General features: G+C 30.9%; 29 protein-coding genes. 18 read left to right on the plus strand and 11 right to left on the minus strand.

The window, feature by feature from the left end; genetic code table 11:
- Positions 1–29: 29 nt before the first annotated feature.
- The gene (locus ACHZDT_RS04480; protein ID WP_394773448.1) at positions 30–446 is read right to left on the minus strand and encodes a lipocalin family protein; all 417 of its coding nucleotides are present in this window, start codon (positions 444–446) and stop codon (positions 30–32) included.
- 367 nt (positions 447–813) lie between these two features.
- On the opposite strand from ACHZDT_RS04480, the gene ACHZDT_RS04485 reads away from it, so the two are divergent.
- Complete coding sequence (locus tag ACHZDT_RS04485) at positions 814–1,230, plus strand: helix-turn-helix domain-containing protein (protein WP_394773449.1); 417 nt, start codon at positions 814–816, stop codon at positions 1,228–1,230.
- 89 nt (positions 1,231–1,319) lie between these two features.
- On the opposite strand, the gene ACHZDT_RS04490 is transcribed toward ACHZDT_RS04485, so the two are convergent.
- Positions 1,320–2,291 carry a hypothetical protein gene (locus ACHZDT_RS04490; RefSeq protein ID WP_394773450.1) on the minus strand — a complete coding sequence of 324 codons (972 nt, stop codon included), beginning with the start codon at positions 2,289–2,291 and terminating at the stop codon, positions 1,320–1,322.
- Between the two features lie 355 nt (positions 2,292–2,646).
- Here ACHZDT_RS04490 and ACHZDT_RS04495 point away from each other — a divergent pair, with 355 nt between their 5' ends.
- From ACHZDT_RS04495 to ACHZDT_RS04565, 15 genes are all read left to right on the plus strand, one after another.
- Positions 2,647–2,841 (plus strand): hypothetical protein, encoded by a 195-nt coding sequence (locus ACHZDT_RS04495; protein ID WP_394773451.1) that lies wholly within the window; start codon positions 2,647–2,649, stop codon positions 2,839–2,841.
- A 306-nt stretch (positions 2,842–3,147) separates the two neighbouring features.
- A complete protein-coding gene (locus ACHZDT_RS04500; protein WP_394773452.1) occupies positions 3,148–4,611 on the plus strand; it encodes an ATP-binding protein in 1,464 nt (487 codons plus the stop codon).
- 6 nt (positions 4,612–4,617) lie between these two features.
- Positions 4,618–5,286 (plus strand): response regulator, encoded by a 669-nt coding sequence (locus ACHZDT_RS04505; RefSeq protein ID WP_394773453.1) that lies wholly within the window; start codon positions 4,618–4,620, stop codon positions 5,284–5,286.
- A gap of 151 nt (positions 5,287–5,437) precedes the next feature.
- Positions 5,438–5,596 carry a hypothetical protein gene (locus tag ACHZDT_RS04510; protein ID WP_156062672.1) on the plus strand — a complete coding sequence of 53 codons (159 nt, stop codon included), beginning with the start codon at positions 5,438–5,440 and terminating at the stop codon, positions 5,594–5,596.
- Positions 5,597–5,685: 89 nt separating this feature from the next.
- A complete protein-coding gene (locus ACHZDT_RS04515; protein WP_394773454.1) occupies positions 5,686–5,907 on the plus strand; it encodes a DUF4236 domain-containing protein in 222 nt (73 codons plus the stop codon).
- A gap of 12 nt (positions 5,908–5,919) precedes the next feature.
- Positions 5,920–6,282 (plus strand): calcium-binding protein, encoded by a 363-nt coding sequence (locus ACHZDT_RS04520; RefSeq protein ID WP_394773455.1) that lies wholly within the window; start codon positions 5,920–5,922, stop codon positions 6,280–6,282.
- A gap of 14 nt (positions 6,283–6,296) precedes the next feature.
- On the plus strand, positions 6,297–6,692 hold the full coding sequence (locus tag ACHZDT_RS04525; RefSeq protein WP_394773456.1) for a hypothetical protein: 396 nt from the start codon (positions 6,297–6,299) through the stop codon (positions 6,690–6,692).
- Positions 6,693–6,695: 3 nt separating this feature from the next.
- On the plus strand, positions 6,696–7,964 hold the full coding sequence (locus ACHZDT_RS04530) for an ABC transporter permease (protein ID WP_394773457.1): 1,269 nt from the start codon (positions 6,696–6,698) through the stop codon (positions 7,962–7,964).
- A gap of 5 nt (positions 7,965–7,969) precedes the next feature.
- Positions 7,970–8,866: a hypothetical protein gene (locus ACHZDT_RS04535; RefSeq protein ID WP_394773458.1), complete on the plus strand. Its 897-nt coding sequence runs from the start codon at positions 7,970–7,972 to the stop codon at positions 8,864–8,866.
- Positions 8,867–9,038: 172 nt separating this feature from the next.
- Positions 9,039–9,263: a hypothetical protein gene (locus ACHZDT_RS04540; RefSeq protein ID WP_394773459.1), complete on the plus strand. Its 225-nt coding sequence runs from the start codon at positions 9,039–9,041 to the stop codon at positions 9,261–9,263.
- A gap of 5 nt (positions 9,264–9,268) precedes the next feature.
- On the plus strand, positions 9,269–9,553 hold the full coding sequence (gene yidD / locus ACHZDT_RS04545; protein ID WP_394773460.1) for a membrane protein insertion efficiency factor YidD: 285 nt from the start codon (positions 9,269–9,271) through the stop codon (positions 9,551–9,553).
- Between the two features lie 74 nt (positions 9,554–9,627).
- Positions 9,628–9,846 carry a hypothetical protein gene (locus ACHZDT_RS04550; RefSeq protein WP_394773461.1) on the plus strand — a complete coding sequence of 73 codons (219 nt, stop codon included), beginning with the start codon at positions 9,628–9,630 and terminating at the stop codon, positions 9,844–9,846.
- A 36-nt stretch (positions 9,847–9,882) separates the two neighbouring features.
- Entirely contained in the window at positions 9,883–10,296 is a 414-nt protein-coding gene (locus tag ACHZDT_RS04555) for a hypothetical protein (protein ID WP_394773462.1), read from the plus strand.
- Positions 10,297–10,303: 7 nt separating this feature from the next.
- The gene (locus ACHZDT_RS04560; RefSeq protein WP_394773463.1) at positions 10,304–10,513 is read left to right on the plus strand and encodes a hypothetical protein; all 210 of its coding nucleotides are present in this window, start codon (positions 10,304–10,306) and stop codon (positions 10,511–10,513) included.
- A gap of 213 nt (positions 10,514–10,726) precedes the next feature.
- Positions 10,727–12,079, plus strand: coding sequence for a GH1 family beta-glucosidase (locus ACHZDT_RS04565; RefSeq protein ID WP_394773464.1), 1,353 nt, complete (start codon positions 10,727–10,729; stop codon positions 12,077–12,079).
- A gap of 74 nt (positions 12,080–12,153) precedes the next feature.
- Here ACHZDT_RS04565 and ACHZDT_RS04570 read toward each other — a convergent pair whose 3' ends face one another.
- Positions 12,154–12,522 carry a hypothetical protein gene (locus ACHZDT_RS04570; RefSeq protein ID WP_394773465.1) on the minus strand — a complete coding sequence of 123 codons (369 nt, stop codon included), beginning with the start codon at positions 12,520–12,522 and terminating at the stop codon, positions 12,154–12,156.
- Between the two features lie 1,249 nt (positions 12,523–13,771).
- On the opposite strand from ACHZDT_RS04570, the gene ACHZDT_RS04575 reads away from it, so the two are divergent.
- Both ACHZDT_RS04575 and ACHZDT_RS04580 read left to right on the plus strand, forming a co-directional pair.
- Entirely contained in the window at positions 13,772–13,957 is a 186-nt protein-coding gene (locus ACHZDT_RS04575) for a hypothetical protein (RefSeq protein ID WP_394773466.1), read from the plus strand.
- 53 nt (positions 13,958–14,010) lie between these two features.
- A complete protein-coding gene (locus ACHZDT_RS04580) occupies positions 14,011–15,720 on the plus strand; it encodes an ATP-binding protein (RefSeq protein WP_394773467.1) in 1,710 nt (569 codons plus the stop codon).
- A 407-nt stretch (positions 15,721–16,127) separates the two neighbouring features.
- Here the strand turns inward: ACHZDT_RS04580 and ACHZDT_RS04585 are convergent, their stop codons facing one another.
- The 8 genes from ACHZDT_RS04585 to ACHZDT_RS04620 all read right to left on the minus strand — a co-directional run.
- Positions 16,128–17,291, minus strand: a complete 1,164-nt coding sequence (locus ACHZDT_RS04585; protein ID WP_394773468.1) for an FAD-dependent oxidoreductase — start codon at positions 17,289–17,291, stop codon at positions 16,128–16,130.
- Between the two features lie 30 nt (positions 17,292–17,321).
- A complete protein-coding gene (locus ACHZDT_RS04590) occupies positions 17,322–18,083 on the minus strand; it encodes a DUF6597 domain-containing transcriptional factor (protein ID WP_394773469.1) in 762 nt (253 codons plus the stop codon).
- 166 nt (positions 18,084–18,249) lie between these two features.
- Positions 18,250–19,245, minus strand: coding sequence for a hypothetical protein (locus tag ACHZDT_RS04595; protein WP_394773470.1), 996 nt, complete (start codon positions 19,243–19,245; stop codon positions 18,250–18,252).
- A gap of 8 nt (positions 19,246–19,253) precedes the next feature.
- A complete protein-coding gene (locus ACHZDT_RS04600; protein WP_394773471.1) occupies positions 19,254–20,384 on the minus strand; it encodes a tail fiber protein in 1,131 nt (376 codons plus the stop codon).
- A 1-nt stretch (position 20,385) separates the two neighbouring features.
- On the minus strand, positions 20,386–21,330 hold the full coding sequence (locus ACHZDT_RS04605) for a hypothetical protein (RefSeq protein WP_394773472.1): 945 nt from the start codon (positions 21,328–21,330) through the stop codon (positions 20,386–20,388).
- Positions 21,320–22,273: a hypothetical protein gene (locus tag ACHZDT_RS04610; protein ID WP_394773473.1), complete on the minus strand. Its 954-nt coding sequence runs from the start codon at positions 22,271–22,273 to the stop codon at positions 21,320–21,322. Before ACHZDT_RS04610 ends, ACHZDT_RS04605 begins: the two co-directional genes overlap by 11 nt.
- Positions 22,274–22,447: 174 nt before the next feature.
- Entirely contained in the window at positions 22,448–22,684 is a 237-nt protein-coding gene (locus tag ACHZDT_RS04615) for a hypothetical protein (protein ID WP_394773474.1), read from the minus strand.
- A 440-nt stretch (positions 22,685–23,124) separates the two neighbouring features.
- Positions 23,125–24,222: TolC family protein (locus ACHZDT_RS04620; protein ID WP_394773475.1), on the minus strand; the 1,098-nt coding region annotated here is incomplete at its 5' end.

Raw genomic sequence — 24,222 nt, forward strand, 5'->3', positions numbered from 1 at the left:
TAGTGAATTAAGATTTACTTCTCGATAAATTATCTTGTATAAACAGTGATAATTCCAGTAGTTTTATCCTTAATTTTCAGCTCCTTATTAGTAAGGTTCATAATGTCGCTGGTTGTACTTGTGTTACCAACAGTAAGCGTTAAATCATTGTGAGATCTTACATAAGTTCCTGTAGTTTCGGTTAATGCACAATTGCTACCATTATAATCACCCATAACTGCTGCATTACTTAATCTAAGATCTAAATAATCTTTATTACATCCAGATGCGTTTTGTGGAGCGTCGATTAACACTTCTTGTCCGTTAATAATTGAACCGGTTTGGCTTAGGTTGTATTTACCTTGAATTGGTACAATTGTTTCCCCGTCGTTATCATCGTTACTACAAGATGTTGCAAATAAACCGATGCTCAATAATACTGCGAATAATATTCTTTTAGTTTTCATGTTTGATTTCTTTAAAATTATTTATGCTAAATTACTTTTAAAGTCTGCGAGAAATGTTCTATAATTTTCGGAAAGATTTACATAATTTCTTATAAATTCTAAATAATTACTTACGAAACCCCTGTAATACTAACAATAAAGTAATATTAACCTCTAAATACTAGTGTTTTATACCAAATAGGCATTCGGTTAATTTTTCTCACATAATGACTTAATATATCATTAGGTCTTCGAAAAATTGTATTTTTACTTTATAAAGGCAAACAAATAATCGTTTTATTAAACCGAATTATTTTAACCGTATCATACTGCGCCTAAAATGTTTTTTACATATTGCCTGATTACACTTAATTATTATCTTTGAATTATGAGCACAATTACAAAACAAAATCATATAGGGCGAAAAATCAGCCGTATTCGTGAACTTCGGGATATGAAGCAGGAAGCTTTGGCGCAAGCAATGGGAACAAACCAACAAGCAATATCTGCAATAGAAAATAGTGAAACTCTCGATGATGAAAAACTTGCCGAAGTCGCAAAAGCGCTTGGCGTAAGTGTTGAAGCAATTAAAAACTTTTCGGACGAAGCTGCAATTAATTATTTTAATAATTTCTATGATAATAGTAATAGTAATAGCCAAGGTTCATTTGCAAATAATTGTACCTTCAATTCCTTGGATAAACTAATGGAATCAATTGACGAAAATAAAAAACTTTACGAACGTTTATTGCAAACTGAAAAAGATAAAATAGAATATTTAGAAAAATTATTAAACGCTAAATAATCCGTTATAACATATAAAAAAGGGAAGAAACTTCGTAATGAAGATTCTTCCCTTTTTTTATTTCTGAAAATATAAATTACTTACATGGTTTATTTTCGAACATATTTATCTATAATATAATGCGTTACCGGCCTCAACGGATGATTATTTTCAGGATGACGACCGTGAACATTAAAAAAATCTACTCGATTTCCTGTTTTTGCATACCATATAATTGCAACTCCGTTTTTATCAAAATAAGTTGTGGTATCGCAAACCTTAATCTTTTTTAGATTTATTAAAGTTGGATCTAAAATTTCAATATTAGCCGATTTACCTAAACCTTGTATTTTCAATTCACAATCTACAATATCATAATGATCACCAGACCATTGCATGCAATCTTTATTTGGAAAAGCAAAAAAGACAACTACAAATCCAACAAATAAAAATATTGAAGCTACCATAACAGCGTATTTCCAATTTATTGGTGGTATTTTCCAAGGTTCCTTTGGTTTCTCTGATTTCTTCTCTACATCTGCAAATGAACTTATTGCATTTGGTGTTGAATGCATTACTTCAACAACACCTTTTTCCTTTCCTTTTTCTCTTTCTTTTTCCTCAATAAATTTATCCAGATCTCCAGAACTTTCAATTTGTTTCTTTTTTTGATTTGATAATTCTGAATCATTATCAGTCAGAATTTCATTTTCGTATAAACTTTGAATTCTGAATCTATTAAAAGGTCTTAATGGAAAATCAACCAAAATTGCAGCCATATTTACTGCGTCAACATTTGATGGATCTGTTTCTCCTTTAAAAAAAGAATCAATTGGTCTGAACTTATCAATTTGTTCATCAAACTTATTCTTCTTATTTACATCAAAAGCTAATCCTAATAAAGAACTAAAAACATTTAAATCATCTTGATTTCTGTTTTGTTGCTGAAATAATTCCCAACACAAATTACGAAGTCTCGCTCTCGTAGGAGTATTCAAATAAACAAAATGTGAGCCGCTTCTTTCTATCTCATACTTCGTTTTAACAGCTAATTTATAATCTTCAAAAGTATTGTTTGGCATAAGCTTTCGGAATTTTAAGGATTTCTCACTTGGATTTTTAAGGAATTTTACGGAATTGTCAGGACTTCAAAAAATACATCGGAATTCCCGGAATTACCTATAAACACTGGTTCATAAGCGTCGTTCCTTTGCCTCAGAAATTAGTTCTTGTTCGATATCGTATTAAAACAAAAATACAAAACTAGTTCAATTAAAAGTACGGAAAACCGTAAGACGAAATTTATCTGGGAAGTATAAATAAATCTTACTGTTCTACGCACTCCACTTCCCAAAAACAATTTTGGTATTGCATTAACCAAACATCCGGAAAAGATCCGGACAGCAATACCCATGTCCAATTTTTAAATCTAAAAACATGAAAAAATTATTTATTTTGGGTGCATTTGCGCTATTGAACGCTACATTATTTTCTTGCACTGCCGACGAAGATTCATCAGATAACAATACTAAAAATGAGGTAAAAAAGGAAGTTAGTCCCGCAAAACCATCTTATGCTGATGGTCCTGGTGATTTACCAATAACGGTTCCGCCACCTCCAACAAAAGATTAAATTTTTAATAATTATTTGTAAATAAATATTTATAATTAAGTTGTAAATTCGGGGAAAGTATCTTTTATGCTACGGTCCTCGAATTTTTTCTTTATTATATTTTTCCTTGTTATTTCCTGCCAAGAAAAAACGACGACATCTATCACGTCTACGCCAACTCCTAAAATAGCTAGTGCTTTAAGAGAGAAAGGCATATCTAACTTTCAAAAGAAAAATTTTAATAGCGCTTTTTACTATTTTAATAAATCAAAAATAGTATATGAAATCAAAAAAGATAGTGCAAATGTTGTATACACTCTTATTCAAATGGCTACAATACAGCAAATAAATGGCGATTATTATGGCAGTAAAGAAACCCTGACCGAGGCTTTACCATATATTAAGAAGAAAGATATTTATAGTGCTGCAATTAATAATTTCTTCGGAATTGCAGATAAAGAGCTTTCGTTATATAATGACGCTGTTTTTTATTACAAAGAAGCCTTAAAAGATTGTACTGATGAAATATGCAAACAATCTCCATTAAATAATATTGCGGTTCTATATATTCAACAAAAAAAATATGCTGAAGCGATCAAAATTTTAGAATCAATAATTGATAAAAGAGTTCTTGATAAAGAACTCGTGAAAAAAGCAGGAATAATAGACAATTTAGGCTTTGCTTATTTTAAAAAAGGTTTACATGAAAAAGGACTTTTGCTATTAAACGAAGGTCTTCAATTAAGAAATAATATCGATGATACTTACGGGAAAATTGAAAGCAATTTACATCTTGCAGAATATTACTCCAAAACAAATCCTGAAAAATCACATCAATTTGCGAAAATATCTTATCAAATTGCTACAAAATTGCATAGTATTGATGAACGATTAGAATCATTATCATTTTTAATTTCGAATACTTCCAGCATTCATAATGTAGAATATGCGCAAAAATATGTTTTCCTGAATGACAGTATTATTAAAATTAGGAATAACTTTAAAAATAAGTTTGCCAAAATTAAATACGATTCTAAAAAAGAAAAAGACGAAAACCAAAAACTTCGTTTAGAGAAAATTGAAAATCTATATGCATTACAGGAAGCAAAATATCAAAGGATATTTTTTATAGCAGGATTTATTTTTCTGGTAATCATAATTATACTTCTTGTTAGATATTATAAAAATCGAAATAGGATTGAAAAAATAAAAACTGCCTACGATACTGAAACCAGAATTGCAAAGGATATTCACGACGAATTAGCGAATGATGTTTTTAACACGATCATTTTTTCGCAAACACAATTATTATCAAACGAAAGTATAAAGGAAAATCTTATTCAAAAACTGGATCATATATACAATCGCGTTCGCGGAATTTCGAGAGAAAACAATGATATTGATACAAAAGAAAATTATTCGGCAAACTTAAAGGAAATGCTTTCTACATATAATAGTGACAACACAAACGTCATTATTAATAATATCGAAAAAGTAAGTTGGGAATTAATCGATGAGGTAAAAAAAGTTGCAATTTATAGGGTTTTACAGGAATTAATGGTGAATATGAAAAAACATAGTCAGGCATCTTTAGTTGTTGTAAAGTTTGAAAGCAACGGAAAAATAGTTTTTATAGATTACACCGATAACGGAAAAGGCAGTGAAAAAGATAAAATTATCAAAAATGGTTTACAAAATATGGAAAACCGTATTCTGGCAATAAAAGGATCTCTTACTTTTGACACTGAACCTGATAAAGGTTTTAAAGTAAAAATAACGCTGCCAAAATAAAGACATATGTTTAAAAAAGTAATAATTGCCGAGGATCTCGAAGATATAAATTTAGGAATCGAGCAAACCTTGAAAAGTTTAGATATTGTAAATTTTCAACACGCAAAATATTGTGATGATGCCTTTTTAAAAATCCGAAAAGCGATTCTGGACAATGATCCGTATGATTTATTAATTAGCGATCTTTCGTTTAAAAAAGATCATCGTGACGTAAAAATTACTTCCGGTGACGAACTTGTAGAAAAGGTTCGTGAACTTCAGCCCAATATTAAAATCATAGCCTATTCTATCGAAGATAAAAGCTTTCGGATTAAATCACTTTTTGATAATGCTGATATTGATGGCTTTGTATTAAAAGGGCGAAATAGTATTGAAGATCTCAAAAAAGCAATTCATCTTACCTCAACTTCAGATCAAAAATTTATTTCGCATGAAGTTGCATCAGCGCTTCAGGAAAAAAATAATTTTGAAATCGATGATTTAGACATTCAAATCCTGAAACATTTATCATCGGGAATTTCACAAGATGATATTATTCAAATTTTTAAGGATTCAGGCAAAAAGCCAAACAGCAAAAGTGCAATGGAAAAAAGACTTTCGAAATTAAAAGATTTTTTTAAAGCAAATAATACAATACAATTAGTTTTTATTGCAAAAGATATGGGGATTATTTAAAATTATATTCTCCTGATTATTACTATTCAAAGCTCCTTCGGGGGCTTTTTTTTATGTTAAAATAGAAAGTTTTTGCGATTATGGATTTCCGTAAAATACTGGTTTAGAATAGCTTTAAGTTTGAATTATCAAATCATTTAAATTTAAAATTATGAAAAAATTAGTCGTTTTATTTAGTTTATTCTTCCTTGTTTTAGGAGGCAGTATTGAAGCCCAAAGTGGTCATTACAAAAGTGGAAAAGGTAGTTCTCATAAAGGAGGAAAGTATAAAAATTCCAGTACAAATAATCACTACAAAAAAAGGAAGTAAGAATTTCTGACTTCGATTGACATGAAAAGGGGTTGTCAAAAGAAGTTTCTGAATTTAGAAAAAACTTTAATTAACTAAACCTAAAAATCATGGGCTTTCGATTTCAAAAAAGAGTAAAACTTGGAGGAGGATTTGGATTAAACATAAGTAAATCCGGCATTTCTCCAAGTTTAAGAACAAAAATGGGAACATTCAGCAAAAGCGGATATTCTACAAAAACCGGTATTTCCGGACTACGATATCAAAATAGCGGATGCATGGTATTATTTGCATTTACAGGACTCGTAACATTTTTAATTTATATCATATAACACTAAACAATAATGGGATACAGAAAATCATATTATAGAAAAGACGGAACTTATGTTCAGGGACATTTTACCAACACGAGATCAAGATCTTATTCAAACAAAAATAAAGGATGCATGTTAATTGTTTTGTTAGCAATGACATTGGGATTAGGTATTTCATGTTCTGATTCATCAGATTCATCAAATGAAGATACAACTGATATACAAGGTTCAACTGGTTCAACAGGCAATTCCTCAAGCTCAAATTGCCCAACTAAAACTTGTGGCGATTTTGCAAATCGTTCTCAAGCGCAAGCAGCTTTTGATAGTAACAAAAAATGTTACAAAAACTTAGATTCTGATGGAGACGGAATTGTATGTGAAAACTTAAAATAACAAATTTAAAAAACATGATAACACTAGAATTGCAAAGCCATTTTTTAAGATTATATCAAATGGCATTATCAGATGATCAATTTAATGTTTTAGAACTTCAGATGTTATATCACTTTGCTGATGAACGAGGAATTTCAAGAGAAGAATTGGACAAACTTTTCCTAAATCCAATTAACAATCAATTACTTGTACCCGAAACCTTAAATACAAAAATTGAATATTTATACGATTTTACAAGAATTATTTGGGCTGATGGAAAAATTACCGATGACGAAGAAAATATGCTAAAAAAGTATTGTAGGAAATTTAATTTCCTGGACGAGAATATTAACGATTTATCAAGTTATCTTATTGATTGCGTTCAGAAAAACATTGGAAAAGAAGAAATTATTAATCAGCTAAATTCATAACTAATGAAGTCACTTACACAATTATTTAGTTTAAAAAAAGCAGAAGATGCGCTGGCAAATGCTTTTGAAGAAAATGAAAATGATCGCGAGCAAATTAGAATTACTTATTATCAAAGTGGATTTGCAGCATCAATAAAAGCAACCGGAAAACCTATTGTTTTAAAAGCGTGTTTGCAAAATTTATATATGAGTTTTGAAGATCAATGCCGAAAGCAAAAAGCAGAACAAGACAGATTAAAGCAACCTTATAAGGAAGAGCAGGAAAAAAACAGAACGGAGCTTAAAAAATCTGAAGCAGCAATTGGAATATTCGAAAAAAAAGAACAGGATGTTAATACTACTATTGACCAAATAAAAAACGAAATTATCGAGGTAAAACGCAATCCTGATAAATATGGCATTGAAGATGGTAAGGGATTAAAAGCGCAATTTTATATCGGGTTATTTTTATTACTTCCTATAACTCTTTATGTATTAGTATTTTATATTTCGGCTTCATATTCTGCTTTTTTCAAGGAATTTGCAAATGATAGTTTAACAGCTGCCATTTTTGATGCAAATGCTTTAACAAATTCTTTTAAAGCAAGTTGGCTTGAAGGCGTTTTAGTAACAACAATTCCGTTTGTATTTATGGGTTTGGGTTACGTAATTCATATGGTTCAAAAAGGAAAAGGAATCAAGAATATTTTCAGAATGATTGCGCTTTTTGCCACAACATTTTTGTTTGATGCTTTATTGGCTTATCAAATTGAAAAAAAGATCTATGAATTTAATAAAACGACAGATTCTGCTCCATATAATTTAAATATTGCATTGGGAGAAGCAGAGTTTTGGATGATCATATTTGCAGGATTTGTCGTTTACATTATTTGGGGACTTGTATTTGATTTTGTAATGAAAGAATTTGAAAACATTGATAAAATCAGAGCTTTTATAAGAGGCAAAAAAGAGAAATTAATTGATCTGGAAAAACTAAAAACAGATTATATCAACAAAGTCAATGACTTTAAACAGCAAATAGTTACCATAACCGGAAAAGTCTCTGAACTTCAGTCTAAAATCGATGGTTTTGTATTTCCTGTAAAAGAATATCTACATTATCATCATCAATATAAAGAAGGTTGGTTTCAGGCAATTAATACCGAAATAGCTTTGCCATATACAGAAAAAACAGCACTATTAGAAAGTTGTGATCTTTTTTCAGAAGAGCATTTAAGTAAATTAAACCTAGTAGATCCTGATTTTCAACATCTGGTATATTCTAAAAACTAATAGCTATGAAAAATATTTTGACAATAACTGTAATGTCTTTATTGCTGGTTTTAACGATCTCGTGCAAGAACGATTCTGAAAAAGAAGAAAAAAAAATCGCAGTAAAAAGTCCTGCCGAAGAAAATTATAATATCAGTATTCTACTTGATTTATCAGACAGAATTAGCCTTCAAAAAAATTCAAATCCTACAATGGAATATTACCAACGGGATTTGGGATATATAAAATCGATTTCTGAGGCTTTTACGCAACATTTAAAATCTAAAAGAATAAGACAAATTGATGATAAAATGCAATTGTTTTTTAATCCGGAACCGCTTGATCCCGCAATAAATACAATCGCTAAAAATTTGAGAATTGCTATTGATAAAAACAATGCTTCAAAGGATTTACTAAATTCAATAAACTCAAATTATGCTATACAAACATCAAAAATTTACGATTCGGCAATAAAAGATAATAAATATGTTGGTTCAGATATTTGGAGTTTTTTTGACAGCAAAATAAAAGATCAATGTATTGAAAACAATTATAGAAATATACTTGTTGTATTAACTGACGGATATATGTTTTATGAAAGAACGGTAATAAAAGAGGAAAACCGGACTACTTATATAACTCCTGAACTGATTAGAAAAAACAAATTAAACACTCAGGATTGGGATAAAAAAATGCATGAGCAGGATTTTGGATTTATTAAAGCAAATGAGGATTTATCAAATCTTGAAGTTTTAGTAATCGGGATTAATCCAAATCATAATAATCCTTATGAAGAAAAAGTAATAAAAGCATATTGGACAAAATGGTTTACAGAAATGAAAATAAGTCGTTTCGAGATTAAAAATGCTGATCTTCCATCGAATATGGAAACTATTATTAAAGATTTTATTTTAAAAAAGTAATAAAAATACATCATCAATATATTTAAAGAGGAAATTTATTTGTCCTCTTTTTTTCTATTTAGAGAACTTCTACAAATTCTTTCTAATTTACGAATTTCCATAAAATACTGGTTTTAATTGGGTTTACATTTGAATAATTAAAAACTCAAATAATAATTAAAACTTAAAAATTATGGAATATAAAGTAATAGCATTCGTAGCTTCAATCGATCCTAAAAAAGGAACTTCAGATCATGTTGCAGAACAACTTGAAAGTCTTATCAAATTTCATAATCATCAAGGTTGGGAATATGTGCGCCTTGAAAGCGTATCAACATTTGTTCATCCGGATAACGGCTGCTTTGGTTTCGCTGCCAAGCCTGGTTATACAACAACAAGACAAATGGTTGTTTTTTAGAAAAAATGAAATATGTAATCTTATTTATTATTCAATTGTATTGGAAATTTATTCCGCCATCTAATAGAAAAAGATGCATTTTTAAAAAATCCTGCTCTAATCACGTCTTTGAAATAACTCAAAAAGAGGGATTTTTCAAAGGATTACAAGCATTTCAATTTCGATATAAAAATTGTAGAGGAAACTTTCAACTTTTTAAAAATCCAATAAACAATCAGATACAAATGATTCTTCCCTCTCAAATAATTATTGACAGGGAAGAAATCGCTGAAAGACTGATCGGTTTTTGAATACAGATATTAAAATCAAGTATAAATACGTATCTTATTGATTGTAATTCTAATTAGATTTAGAGAAATAAAAAATGATGGAAAAATACAGGAATAGCAGCGGTAATTCAGGAATTTCTGCTTACGAAATTGGACCAGATTATATAAAAATACGATTTTCATCTGGAGAAACATATCAATACAGCTATAAAAAAGCCGGTCAAAAACATGTTGAGAACATGAAACGATTAGCTATAAAAGGTACTAAACTAAATACCTATCTAAACACTTATGTCAAATTTAAGAACGATTAAATTGTATAATTAAGATTTAAATTTTATCCAACGCCTATGTCAAAAAACTACCTAACCTTATTTTTATTGCTCGTAATTTTTTCCTGTAAAAAAGCTTCTGCTCCTTCGTTGAAAATTAATTCGTTTTATAAACAGGTCGCCAGAATTACTCCGGATGACCGAAAAACAATTACGCCGGAAGAAGCGAAAACGTATCACATTAACAACACGTACCATTACGAATACAGAACCGGAAATCCGGGACAATATGAATACAATTATGATGTAAAAGGAATCAATATAAAAGGTGATTCGGTTTGCGGGAATATCAATGTTCAGGGAAAATACGGCGCCGGAATTTTAATTTGTGATTCTATTGCTGATATCGAAATTAATACGGAATGGATTTCATACGGAAAACTAAAAGCTACTGACCTGAAAGGAAATGAATATCAATTAATTGTCAAATAAAACTCTGATGAAATACATTTTAATCCTACTCTTTGTTGTATTTACTTCTTTTAATTTGCCCGAAACTTCAGTTTATATCTGTGGTTCAACCGGTGCTAAAAAATATCACTTTAACGAAACTTGCCGCGGTTTATCATCTTGTAGTCATGGAACGGTAAAAACATCCCTAAAACAGGCACAAGGTTTAGGACTTACACTTTGTGGCTGGGAAGATTGATTTTTTTATTCCAATACAATATTTAATCATTTGATAATAATCACTTTACGTTTAATTCACATTAGTTTTATTAATTTGAATAAAACTAAACGTTATGAAATTTTTCAACCTAAATTTTCTGGTTTCTTTCAAAGAATGGCTTTTTTTAAGAGCTATGCAATCGTCTTTCCTTCATTAATAGATTACACTTAAAATAAAGGAAAACTTATTTGAATGAATAAAATTGAGAACTCATTTTTAAACAAAAACCAATTTGGAGATGATTTCTTGTGGGGTGTTTCAACCGCCGCTTTCCAAATTGAAGGGGCTCATGATGCCGATGGAAAAGGTTCGTCTATCTGGGATGTTTTTACATCTCAAAAAGGAAAAATAAAAAACGGACATCATGCCTTAACCGCTTGCGATTTCTATAATTCATACCAAAACGATATTGACTTAATAAGTGAATTAAACATTCCGAATTTTAGGTTTTCAATCAGCTGGAGCAGAATTATGCCTACCGGAATTCATCCTGTAAATCAAGCCGGAATTGATTATTACAACAAGATTATCGATTCTTTATTAGCATCAGGAATAGAACCCTGGATTACGCTTTATCATTGGGATTTACCACATGCTCTAGAAACAAAAGGCGGATGGACCAATCGGGAATCTGTTACATGGTTCTCCCAATATGTGGCTGTTTGTGCGCAACATTTTGGCGATCGTGTCAAAAACTGGATGGTAATTAATGAACCTTCTGTTTTTACGGGCGCAGGATATTTTCTGGGCATTCATGCTCCGGGAAAAAAAGGGATTACAAATTATCTAAAAGCCATGCATCACGTTACATTATCGACGACAGCGGGCGCAAAAATACTTCATGAAAAAGTTTTAGATGCTAATATAGGAACCACTTTTTCCTGTACACATATTGAACCTGCCACGCAAAACCAAAAAGATATTGATGCCGCAAAACGTGTTGATACTTTATTAAACCGCACTTTTATTGAGCCTATTTTAGGATTGGGTTATCCGCAAGCCGATTTGCCTGTGCTAAAAAAACTCAATAATTATATTTTAGAGGATGATCTCAATAATCTTGCTTTCGATTTTGACTTTATAGGGCTGCAATGTTATACTCGCGAAGTCGTAAAATCATCAATACTGATTCCGTACATTGGTGCCGAATTAATCAGCGCCGAAAAAAGAAACGTGATTTCAACTGATATGGGATGGGAAGTTTATCCTCCGGCACTTTATGAAGTCCTTAAAAAATTCAACGAATACAAAGGCATAAAAAAAATCATAATTACCGAAAATGGTGCCGCTTTTCCAGATATTCTTACCAACGGAAAAGTGTATGATATCAAACGTACACATTATATTCAGGATCATTTAGAACAAATTCTAAAAGCCAAAAAAGACGGTCTCAATGTCGAAGGATATTTCGTTTGGAGTTTGACCGATAACTTTGAATGGGCAGAAGGTTATAATGCCAGATTCGGGTTAATTCACGTTGATTTTGACACACAACAAAGAACTATTAAACATTCAGGATTGTGGTTTAAGGATTTTTTATCTTAAAACTGATGCTTAAAAATACAAAAAGCCTTTCGCAATTAAATGTGAAAGGCTTTTTGCATTTGAAATAAAATCATTTATCGCTGAACTCTAAAACTATATTGCTGTTTTAAAATTCCAACATGAAGCTTGCCATTATTTTTTAAAAATGCTGACACAAGAATATATCTTTCTTCGGGATAATTTACCTCATAACTAAACGTGGTATCTCTTACTTTAAACTGAAGCAGATGTTTTCCATCATCAGATATTGGCAATTTTGCTGTTTCATATTCAGGCATTGCATTTGTTGCTTTTAAGTTAATTTCCTGAACTTTCTTTTTATCCAGAAGTACTTCCAGTTTTAAGTTGTCAAGTTTCATATTCGTTGGCTGTTCAAACGAGACAACATATTTTTTACAACCAAAAACGGATAAAACAATTAATACTATTAGAAACTTTTTCATAAGGATATTTTTAACTGATAGTTCTACAATGAACATTTATTATAATGTTTTATAAATATAAACCCGTTGGGTGCAATTAAGTTAAAATACAAACTGTAAAATTAGAACGCGGATAAACAGATATGCTTTGCAAAAACGGATTTTCGCAGATTTTTATATTGAATTTAAAAAAGATCCGTGTAAATCCGTGTCTTCGTGATAACGAATCCGTCAAATCCTCGTCGAAATATATGTTTTTTTTTAATTACACCCAACGGATATAAATATAAATAATTTTATTCCAAAATCCGGCTATCCGGAAAAAGCAAGTTTTATTGCCTTAAAATTTAAGAATTAACACGAGGAAAATTCAAAAAAAAAAACATCAATTTCAAAGCAAAAAAAGGACTAAATTCCTTGATTTCATTAGGTTTGTTCGCTTTTTTTTCTTATCTTTAAGATATAAATAAAAGATAATATATGCCAAAAAACAAACTTTCTAAAGGTCTTAATTCCTTTCCAAAAAATTATTCTTTTTACTTCTTCCTGCATTTTATTTTTCAAAATGCTTCCCGGTTTCATTCTGAAACTATTCTGTCTAATCTTTTTTCTGCACAAAATACAAAAGCGCAGATGATACCAAAGCGACAGCTCCAATTCCTACCGTAAATTATTTTTTCCGGATATATCTTCTAAACTATTTTTTTAGAAATATATCATCAAAAATTAAAGTAAAGATTTCCTAATCGGGAACTTCTTTCGACTCTTCATTTTCATTTTCCACCAAACCAAATATAACTCTATGTTTGATTTCTTCACTACTCTATTTTTTAGCTTTTTTTTAATAGTCCAAGACAACCTTTTATGGACTTTTTGTATCTATTAAATAAAGGTTCGATTGGTTTCACATTAAAATAAAACATTCTGACAAAACTAAATTACTATGCATTGTATTTTATTTTAAGGAATTTCCGGGAATCTCAGGAAAACGCGGGAATTGTGGGAATCCCTTATCTACAAACATTTGAAAGCGTCGTTCCTTTGCCATAGAAATTAGTTCAAGTTTATACCTGCAGATTTAACAAAAATGTGAAACTAATTCAAATAGCAATGTAGAAAATCGTAAGACTGAATTTATTCGAGAAGTATAAAATAAGGTCTTACAGTTCTACAAGCTTTACTTCTCAAAAAACAATTTGGTATTGCCATTAACAAGCTCTGGATAACTCCGGACAGCAATACTCATGTCTAATTTCTAAATTAAATCAAAATGAAAAATCTAATAATTTTTATCGCTTTTGCGCTATTATTTACTATATTTTCTTGTACTCCTGATGAGTACGAGACACAAACAAAACAGGATATACAAAAAACTGTTCAACCATTAAAAGCGACTTACGCTGATGGTCCTGGTGATGACGGTAAAAATCCACCGCCACCTGAAACTGATCACTAAATATATATTTTTAGTATCTAATTAATTACTATTTTCGGGGAAAGTAAATTTATATGTTACGGTCCCCGTTTTTTTGTTTTATTATTCTTCTTTTTCTTTTTTCATGTAAAGAAAAAAAGGTTGTCAATATTGATACAGAACCTACACGAAAAGAGGCTCTTGCTTTACGAGGTAAAGGAATTGAATACTTTAATAAACAAAACTTCAATGCTGCTTTTCATGAATTTACTCAATCAAAAGCACTTTATGAAACGTTAAAAGACAGTGCCAACATAGCGTGGATACTTACTCAAATCGCATCAATTCAGCAAGTCAATGGAGATTATTATGGTAGTAAAGAAACCGCAACTGAAGCATTAAACTATGTCAAAAAAAAGAGTCCCTATACAGGTTCTATAAATAAGATATTGGGCATTGCTGATAAAGAACTTTCTCTTTATGATGATGCTATTTTTTATTATAAAGAAGCAACAAATAATTATACAGATCCAGTTGAAAAACAAGGTTCTTTAAGTAATATCGCAGCTGTTTATATCCAACAAAAAAAATATAATAATGCAATCGCTCTTTTAGAATTCCTATTAAGCAAAAAATTATTAAATGAAAGAGATCAGGCAGATAGAAAGTCCAGATTTATGGACAATTTGGGTTATGCCTATTTTAAGAAAGGAATGGATAAGAAAGGATTTTCTTTAATGAATCAAGCGCTCAAAATAAGAAATGAAATAAAGGATACTTATGGAAGTATTGAAAGCTATTTACACCTTGCCGACTATTATGCTAAAAAAGACATTAAAAAGTCAAATGAAAATGCTCTTATGGCTTACAATATATCTACAAAACTAAATAGTATTGACGAAAGATTAGAAGCGCTCCAAATTTTAATTTCAAATGATCATAGTGCTCAAAACAACAAGTATGTTCAAAAATATTTTACATTAAATGACAGCATTATTAAGGTTAGAAATAAGTTCAAAAATAAGTTTGCTAAAATTAAATACGATTCTAAAAAAGAAAAAGACGAAAACGTAAAACTTCGTTTAGAAAAAGCAGAAAATCAATTATCTCTTCAAAAAGACAAATACCTCCGAATTGTATTTGCAATTGCTTTTATCTTTCTGGTTATTTTAATTGCCATTTTAATACGTTATTATCGAAATAAAAACAGAGCTATAGAATTCAGAACTTCGTATAATACTGAAACCCGAATTGCTAAAAAAATCCATGATGAATTGGCAAACGATGTCTATCATGTAATTGCTTTTGCCGAATCTCAGCAATTATCTATGGAAAGTACCAAAGAAAATCTACTCCAAAAACTAGATGATATTTACGGGCGCGTAAGAGGAATTTCAAGAGAAAACAACAGAATTGATACTGGTATAGATTTTACCAACAGCATAAAAGAAATGCTTTCGGCTTTTAATACCGGCGAAAGAAATATAATGACCACTAATTTAGAAAGTATCGACTGGGAAATTATTGATGATATAAAAAAGATCACTATCAGCCGTGTTTTACAGGAATTAATGGTGAATATGAAGAAACACAGCGGTGCTAATCTGGTTGTTATAAAATTTGAAAGTGATCAAAAATCAATTTTGATAAACTATACTGATAATGGTAAAGGAAGTGAAAAAACCAAGATTGTAAAAAATGGTCTCCAAAACATGGAAAGCCGTATTCAGGCCGTTAAAGGAACTATTGATTTTGATACAGAACCTGATAAAGGGTTTAGAGTTAAAATATCTGTACCTAAATAAAGTTTAATATTTTAACTACAAAGCTTTAACTCTTGCCAAATAGATTCGAAGTTTGTCATCCTGAGAGAAGTCGAAGGACACAAAGCAGCTCTACAATCAAAATCGTCAATCTTTGTCGAGTTACTAGCGCGTCCTTCGACTTCGCTCAGGAGGACAAACTGGATTCAAAGCTGCTAGATAAAATTTTATGCAGATTTCACATATTTAGGCAGAAAAATTTTAAAATTTAATCTTAATCAAATAACTAACATAAAGGGGGGAAATCTGCTAAATCTGCCAGATCTGCGAGCAAAAAAATTAAGCAATAGATTTTATTCTTAGTTAATTTTATAAAAATAGCTAACGAAATATTATAAAAAAAGCATTTCTAATTATCATAGAAAGGCATTCGTTATTCAGTATTATTTTTAATCTGGCATTTGGTGAAACAATGCAACCATTGTTTTAAGTCCGTTTGGTGAATACATCCAATCCATCATTTCAGCCGTTTCTTTTCCTTCAACAGTAAATCTTTTGAACATTTGCTTTTCATAATCACTTATTGCCTCTTTTATATCAGCGAACTTTCCGTTAGTTAAATTTTCATTTAAAAACAACGCGTCCAGCATTGCCGAGTTCACTCCTTCTCCATTTGGTGGCAATAAATGAGCAGCATCACCAAGTAAGGTTATATTTGACTGAGTTTCCCAATATTGATCTAATGGCATACCATACAAAGGTCTTACAACAAAATGAGTTTGGTCATAATCAAACAATTCAAGCCACATCGAATTCCAATCTGCGAATTCTTTTTTAAACCATTCTAAAACCTGTTTGTTATCTTTAAAATCAATTCCGCTTCCTATAGCCCAGTTTTCAGCAACTTTCCAGCCAATATAAAAATCCAGACTTCCATCACCTTTAGCACTTAAAAATAAATTTTTAGAATTTGCCATAGCTGTTATCTTTCCGCCTTTTGTCAAATTATGCAATTTTAGAGCATTTTTTTCAGCATCAGGAATATTGCAGACTAAATAAGTAGCACCAGAATAAATGGGTTTAATTGGCGTAACAAACGGACGAATTTTTGAATTGGCACCATCAGCTCCAATTACAATATCAGCAATTGCAACGTTGCCATTTTTAAAAGTAATTTCCCAAATATCATTCTTGTTTTCAAGCGAAACAATATGACTGTCCCAAACTATAGTTTCAGGTTTAAGAGCATCTAATAAGATATCTCTTAAAGGTCCGCGGTCAATTTCAGGTCTGAAGAATTCATCACCAAAAGCTCCTGTCGATTCTTTTGCATGGTCATCATGAAACACATTTCCGTTTTCATCCATAACACGATATCTATCATTATCAGGTCGGTAATTTGCTTTAAAAGCATCCATTAATCCGGCAGTTTCAATTGCTTTTAATCCTGATTCATAATGCAGGTCAAGCGTTGCGCCTTGTAATCTGACATTTCTGTTTTCATCTCTTTCATATACTTTTACGTCAGCACCTTTAAGTTGTAAAAGACGTGCAAGAGTTAATCCGCCCGGACCACCTCCTACGATTGCTATTTTTTTATTTTGTAGTAACATACTTTTAAAATTAGTTTTATTACTGCAAAACTATTTCTTTGGTAGCGTATGGAATAGTAGAAATCGGTCATTTTTATCTTTGAATAATTCTTTGGGAACAACGCCTGAAAGTCTTTTGATTTCTTTAATAAAATGATTTTGATCGGTGTAATTCAGTTCAGGAAAAAGTCTTCCTTCTTTAATATGTTCCAATGATTCCTTGAATCGCACAATATTACAATACGTTTTTAAGGAAATTCCGAAATGATCATTAAAATAACGGTTGATCTGCCGACTGTTCCAAAATACTTTTTCGGATAATTCTTTTACAGACATTGCACCATTTGAAGCATAAATCAATTCAAATAATTTTTGCTTTCTGGGATCGATATCTTTCTTGATAAGAGAAATCATTTTAGCGGAGACTTTCTCACAGAATTGGTCAAAATCATTTAGGTCATTTTTTGTAATTCCCCAAAAATCATTTGGTAAACCATCAGAAGTATTTATTATTGAAGCCGCTTTTACATCTAACAAATATTCAATCGCAAGAAGTTTGAAGCTAATAGCAAATAGTAACGCTTTTGGCGGAATCGCAGTTTGCGCAGGTTCTGTTTCCAAACCCATTCGCACAATATGAAAGGATTGTTCCGGAGAATAGAAAAACATAATATCAAACCTTCCATTAGGTAAAACAACAATTTCATGAGGTGAATCTGATGTGTTTTCAAGCATCCATAAATTTTCTACAAAATCAGAAAGTCCTGGTTGAGGTTTTATTACTTTTCGTATTATATCGTTAGTTGTTGACAAATTTCTTTTTTGGTTTTAAATCTAAATTTGGTTCTATAAAAATAATGAATTTAATAAAATCATTGGGTATAATTAATTTCAAGGAAAAAAACTCACTTCTCCCATCAATTAAAAAGCCTTTCAAAATTTACTCTTGAAAGGCTTTTTAATTTATAAATTAATACGATTATTTACTCTCTAAGGAATTTAATCTTTTATTTTGTTCCTTGACAATCTCAGTCAATTCTGTAATATTTTTTTGTTGCTCGATTGCGTGTAATGTCAGTTCTTCAATCTTTTTTAATAAATTCAAATTCATTTCTGCCAGCATTAATCCATTTTTTTCAATTTCCTTAGCTGACGGGATTTCAGGTAAATGACTATTTTGCTTAATATACTCTTCAACTTCTTGTAATGATTTTAATTTATAATCATTTGCAAAAACATAATCCGGAACTATTACTCCAGCATTAAGTGTAACTTTTACTTCACGTGCATGAATATTTCCTGCAATGGTAAGTTTTGAATCAGGATTCGTTGTGCCGATACCTACGTTTCCTCCTTCTGCTTGAATAATAAGATCGCTCCACGCATTCAATTGAGAATTATGTGCTCCTAACCATGCTTTACCATTATATTCTCCTATGACTACAGAATTAATATCTCCTGAAGCAATAATTCGCCCTCTCCATATATTATTTGAATCTCCACTTTCTTTAACATAAAGTTTGGTTTGCGAAACAGTATTTGGTGCTCCAATACAAAGATTACCTAAAATATAACTAGTCCTACTTCCAGCTATTTTTAAATTTCCCGAGGATTCAACATCGCTTTTAGAATCTAAGAGATAACGCCAACTTTCCCAGGTATCTTGGGCGTAAAAGGCACTTCTGTATAATATTCTTCCACCGTTCCAGGTATGATCAAAATAAATTTGAGAATCTAAATGCGATTCTCTTCCATTTATTTCTAATAGAGAACCCCATTCAGAAGGTGCATTTGCGCCACCATAATTATCCCAAAGCCTTATAGACATAGGACTTATACCAACCCTTGGAGGACTGTTGAAATCTTTTTGATCCTGACTCCAATTCAAACTTTTAGATCCTAAATTACCATCAAATGTCTGGCTATATGAAATTGAACAAAATAGTACGATTAAAAAGAGTAATAATTTTTTCATGCAGATATTTATTTTAATTTTTCTTCAATTTTAGATAATCTTTCGAAAACGGTCTTAAAAACCTGATTTTCTTTTTCTAATGATTCGATTTGCAAAGATTGCTTATTGTTTTTCTTTTCCTGCTCAATCATATAAAGTGTCATTTCTTCCATTTTCTTAAGCAAGTTCAAATTCATTTCAGCCAACATTAATCCATTTTTTTCAATTTCCTTAGCTGATGGGATTTCAGGTAAATGTTTATTTTCCTTGATATAATCTTCTACTTCTTGTAATGATTTTAATTTATAATCATTTGCAAAAACATAATCCGGAACTTCTCCTGCATTAACCGTAACTTTTACTTCCTGAGCATGAATATTTCCTGCAACTGTAAGTTTTGAATCTGGATTTGTTGTGCCAATACCTACATTACCAACTTGATTAATACGCATTCGTTCATTATTTGAAGTTCCAAAAACAATATTACGATCCATGTCTGGAACTGTTGAATATCCTGATAAATCAATATAAGTTTTTGCCCAAGGAGTAGTTCCCCCTCCGGCAGATAATCTTAAAAAACCATCATCTTTTAAATTTCCATGCATACTATAGGATCTAATTTCTCCATACTCAGAAGTTCCCGCTGAAAGAACAGGTCGCTGTAAAGTATTATTCAAACCACTATTTATTGTTATGGAACCTCCTACAGATAATTTACTGAAAGGAGTAGTCGTTCCTATACCGGCATTCCCATTATCCATAATCAAAACCCCTGAATTACTAAAAGCTGGTAGTGTGGAGCAAATAATCCACCAATCCGTACCAGTAGACTTATAAGTATCAAATTCTGACTGGCTTAGTATTACAGAACTATAAGTTGTAAAAGTATTGCCATCAAAGGGTTGATCAAAATAATTCCCCTTCACTACTGCTTGAGGATGCCAGGCATAGTTAATCTTATTAGTAGCATTATACTCTAAATCATGAATACCATCCCACTTAATCACGTTAACAGAAAAACTTTTGCCTGGATTTCGAGCTGCAACAATTGCATATCCAGTAGCTCTGGCATTTTGTTGTTGCAAATCAGACAGTGATTGGGCATTTATATTTATAACCGTAAGTAAAGAAATACAAATTATTTTAAATAAATTATTCATATTATTCTTTGTTACTAAGTTCAAAAATCATTTTTTCAAATTTCTTTTGGTTGTTTTTCATTTCTTCATTTTCTTTTTTCATTTCAATCATGTAAAGCGTCAGCTCCTCTATTTTTTTAAGCAAGTTCAAATTCATCTCTGCAAGCATCAAACCATTTTTTTCAATTTCTTTTGCTGAAGGGATTTCAGGTAAATGTTTATTTTCCTTGATATAATCTTCTACTTCTAGTAAGGATTTTAATTTATAATCATTTGCAAAAACATAATCCGGAACTTCTCCTGCATTAACTGTAACTTTTACTTCCTGAGCATGAATATTTCCTGCAACTGTAAATTTGGAATCTGGCTTTGAGACACCTACCCCAACATTCCCGCAATAAAAAGAAAGCGCTGCATAATCTATTCCATTATAGCGCTGAACAAATTGCTGGTTAACTCCATTATTGTCCCAAATTGTTTGCAATTTTAGATTATAATTGACATCTCTGGTAGACCATTTTTGTGTATCATATTTTCCTTGGACCAAAATTGGAGAATAGATATCTAAAAAAGCAGATGGCGTGGATACACCAATCCCAATATTTCCATTAACTATTTGATTTCCAACAAAAGTATTTCCATTTCGAGTCGCTAATTCATTCCACTGATTCCAAATTCCAAGTCCACCATTAAAATCTCCATTTCTGGTTCTAAATGAAATTCGATCACCTCCATTTTGACCATAATCAGCATTAATCTGACAATCGTATCTATTATCAAAACCTCCAAAACTTATTAATGCGCCATTCCATGGTGTACCTGCATTAGCATACGAAAAAGTATACCCCCCTTTAAAAACATCTGCTGCACCAGGTGTCGTTATACTATAAGTTGAGTTTAAGGTTTGTGCATTTGAATTTATTACACCAAGTATTACAATTATCAATGCTATTATTCTAGTTTTCATTTCTTAGCTCTAATGTTTCTAATCGTCTTTCTAAGACAATATTTCTCTTATTCAACTCAATCATATAAAGTGTCATTTCTTCCATTTTTTTAAGCAAATTCAAATTCATTTCAGCAAGCATTAATCCATTTTTTTCAATTTCCTTAGCTGACGGGATTTCAGGTAAATGACTATTTTGCTTAATATACTCTTCAACTTCTTGCAATGACTTTAATTTATAATCTTTTGCAAAAACATAATCTGGAACTATTACTCCAGCATTAAGTGTAACTTTTACTTCCTGAGCATGAATATTTCCTGCAACTGTAAGTTTTGAATCTGGATTTGTTGAACCAATACCTACATTACCATTTTTTAAAATTCGAATAAAACCATAACTAGCACGAAAACTGGCAACCTTTATATCTGTAAAATCATCTGTAGCACTAGTATAACCCGTTTCAATTATTGGAGTACTTAACCATGCTGAATTTCCTACCGATAACTTAACTCCATGATTATTTCCTATCGACAAAGGAGAGGTTAACTCTGAAGTTCCTATACCGCCACTTCCACCAATTTTTAGATTAGCTGAAGATTCAACATCATTTTTAGAATCTAATATGTTACGCCAATCGGTCCAACCACTTTGACCATAAAATGCAGTTCTGTATCTTATTCTGTCATTGTCAGCTCCTGTGCCAACAAAATAAAGCTGAGAAACTAAATGATTAACTCTTCCATTTATTTCCAATAATGAACCATATTGAGAAGGTGAATTTGCAGCATTATAATTATCCCAAAGTTTTATAGACATAGGATCAATACCAACTCGCGGAGGACTTGCAAAATCTTTTTGGTCTTGTGACCAACTTAAACCCTTAGATCCTAAATTACCATTAAACGTTTGGCTATAGGAAAACGAGTAAAATAGTATTATTAAAAAAAGTAATATTTTTTTCATGCATATGTTATTTTAATTTTTATTCAATTTTAGATAATGGTTGGAAAATAGTTTTAAAGATTAATTATCTTTTTCTAATGATTCAATTTGTAAAGATTGCTTATTGTTTTTCTTTTCCTGCTCAATCATATAAAGTGTCATTTCTTCTATTTTCTTAAGCAAGTTCAAATTCATTTAAGCCAACATTAAACCATTTTTTTCAATTTCCTTAGCTGATGGGATTTCAGGTAAATGACTATTTTGCTTAATATACTCTTCAACTTCTTGTAATGATTTTAATTTATAATCATTTGCAAAAACATAATCCGGAACTCCTGCATTAACTGTAACTTTTAGTTCCTGCTTGTTTTGCAGATTGAGAGCAACCAGACATGCATAATTCCCGAAGAATTTGATTGCCTGCAGCATCATAATTAAAAGTGATTTTTTGCTGTGCGTAAGAGAAAAAGCTCAATACCAACAGAATAAGACTAGTTGTTTTTTTTATTTTAGATTATATAAGACAATAAAATAGTAAATATTTATAGGAATTTAAACGTGTAATTTTTTGTTAAAAAAAGCAAAACTAACAAATTTTTCTTGTAAACAATTTTAATTAGTACTTATTTTTCAATTTGATGATTATAATTTAATACTAATAAAAATATCGTTGTTTTACGGTAGCTGACCATAGTTAGACAATTATTGTTTATGTTATAAAAATTCGAAAACAAATATGAATATTATAATCTTATAAACTTTACGTGAAGACGTAAACGGTGAAATTTTAATTTTACCAATATTTTAAACATAAAAAAGCCTTTCAAAATTTACTCTTGAAAGGCTTTTTATCTACAAATTAACAGGCAATATTATTTCCATCCGCCTCCTAAGTCTCTATAAACGTGGACAGCAGCATTAAGTTGTTCTTTTTTGGTATCAACCAATTCTAATTTTGCTTCTAATGCATCACGTTGTGTCATTAACACTTCGAAATAATCAACTCTCGCTGATTTAAATAAATCGTTAGACACATCAATAGAAGTATTCAAAGCATCTACTTGTTGCGATTTAAGATCGTATCCTTTTTGAAGGTTTTCAATTTTAGAAAGCTGATTTGAAACTTCTAAATAAGCATTCAAAACCGTACGATCGTAGTTATATAACGCCTGAAGTTGTCTTGCATTTGCACTTGCAAATTCGGCTTTGATTGCATTTCTGTTAATCAAAGGCGCAGCAAGATCTCCGGCTAACGAATATAAAATTGATTCCGGGAATGTAAACAAATACGATGGTTTAAAAGCATTTACTCCTACTGCAGCCGAAATATCCAATGAAGGATAAAACTCAGAACGAGCTACTTTTACATCTAATTTTGCAGCTACTAATTCTAGTTCTGCTTGTTTTACATCCGGACGATTTGCTAATAATTGTGACGGAATTCCTGAACTTACAGCTGCTGGTAATAAACTTAAGAAGTTTGTGCTGTTTGTTCTTTTGATTTCCTGTGGATATCTCGCCAACAAAAAGTTGATTTTATTTTCCGCTTCCTTTATTTGTTGCAAAATGCCAAATTCCAGACTTTTTGAAGTTAAAACCTCAGCTTCAAATTTCTTAACTCCTAATTCTGTTGCTCTTGAAGCCTGCTTTTGAATTTTCACAATTTCTAAAGCATTACTTTGCAATGTGATCGTTTGTTTTACGATATCTAACTGAGTATCTAAAGCTAATAATTCATAATAAGAATCTGCAACTTCGGCAATAAGATTTGTAATTACAAAGTTTTTACCTTCAACAGTCGCTAAATATCTGTTTAACGCTGCTTTTTTAGAATTACGGAGTTTTTTCCAGATATCCACTTCCCAATTGGCGTAAGCCGAAATCGTAAAATCACCAAGCGGATCAGGAGTTTCAATTCCCGGTTTGATTTCTGTAGTAGCATCACCGGCTCCCTGACTTGTATATCTACC

The sequence above is a fragment of the Flavobacterium sp. genome, from assembly GCF_043722275.1.
GTDB lineage: Bacteria > Bacteroidota > Bacteroidia > Flavobacteriales > Flavobacteriaceae > Flavobacterium.